This window comes from Oleiphilus sp. HI0066, from assembly GCF_001635725.1.
Genome location: NZ_LWFH01000355.1, coordinates 1 through 1,102, shown reverse-complemented (window position 1 = coordinate 1,102; position 1,102 = coordinate 1). Strand labels below are relative to the sequence as shown.

Here is a 1,102-nt window from a genome sequence, read left to right as displayed (position 1 = left end):
ACCGGTGGCGGCTCAAGCCGTTACACTTTTGAGAATCCAATTCTTGTAACTGACGATATTACGATCAAAGGTCTTGGAAGTTCACGCCCCGTTATCGATGACCACCAACATTAGATTACGACTGCGGGCCTCACAAATGTGGGCTATCCGTTTGATCAAGGTCCAGGCGGTGGCGGGGCAACAATTCTCAAGCCAGTCAGCACGCTATTTCGTGTAAACCGGGCAAATGGCGCGGGCCGGACACTTGATGTTCGCATCGAGAATCTAGCCTTTACCCGAATGAGTACGTTTATCAATACGGATAATGCCAACGTAACACTTGATAACGTCGCGATCTATGGCTTCGTATGCCAACGTTCTAGTGACTTGTTAATTGTGCATGGTCTCGGAGGTTCTCTTACAATCAAAGATAGTTTGATCTTTGATAATCTCGTCAACAACGGACAACAAGATCTCGTCATCAACAACGATCTCACCATTATTAATTCTGCCTTTTCGAACAACTCTAACCGCGCTATCAGGGCCGTTTCTGACCGCTTAGTATCAATGACTGACAGTACAAGCAAGAACGTTATTATCCGTGATTCCTATTTTGATGGTTTAGATTCGGGTGCGCTTGAATTCAAAAACGCTAGCGTAGAAATCAGTAATTCAGTTTATGATGGGCGTGATGCAACCCCTACTCGCGCGATCAAAGTGATAGACGGAGATTTAACGTTAACTAACAGCACCTGGTACTACACGTCGAAAACAATCAACAATATCGGACAAATCTTTCAAGGAACACACATTGAATTAGCGGGAAGTGCGCAGCTGATTGCACGCAACAATCTTCTTCTTTCTACCAACTCGGCAACAAACACAATACCTTTAGTTTATCCCGCGAACTGGGACGATACTGGAGTATTCGCGCGAGCGGTAAACGATAACAACTATTTATCCCGTATCAACGGTGATGACTCAGCGCTCAATCTGTCCCCGCTTCATTGCGTCAATGCAAGCTTCAATAGAAATTGTTTCGTCCCTAACGCCTTATCCACTCCCTTAGTCGATCAAGGAAATACCGCAGATGCACTCTACGGAGATGGAGCACCAATCTCTG

At 45.6% G+C, this 1,102-nt stretch carries 1 protein-coding gene; it reads left to right on the top strand.

Annotation, left to right across the window (positions count from 1 at the left end):
* Positions 1-138 precede the first annotated feature (138 nt).
* Positions 139-1,102: hypothetical protein (locus A3738_RS05095; RefSeq protein WP_197473606.1), on the top strand; the 964-nt coding region annotated here is incomplete at its 3' end.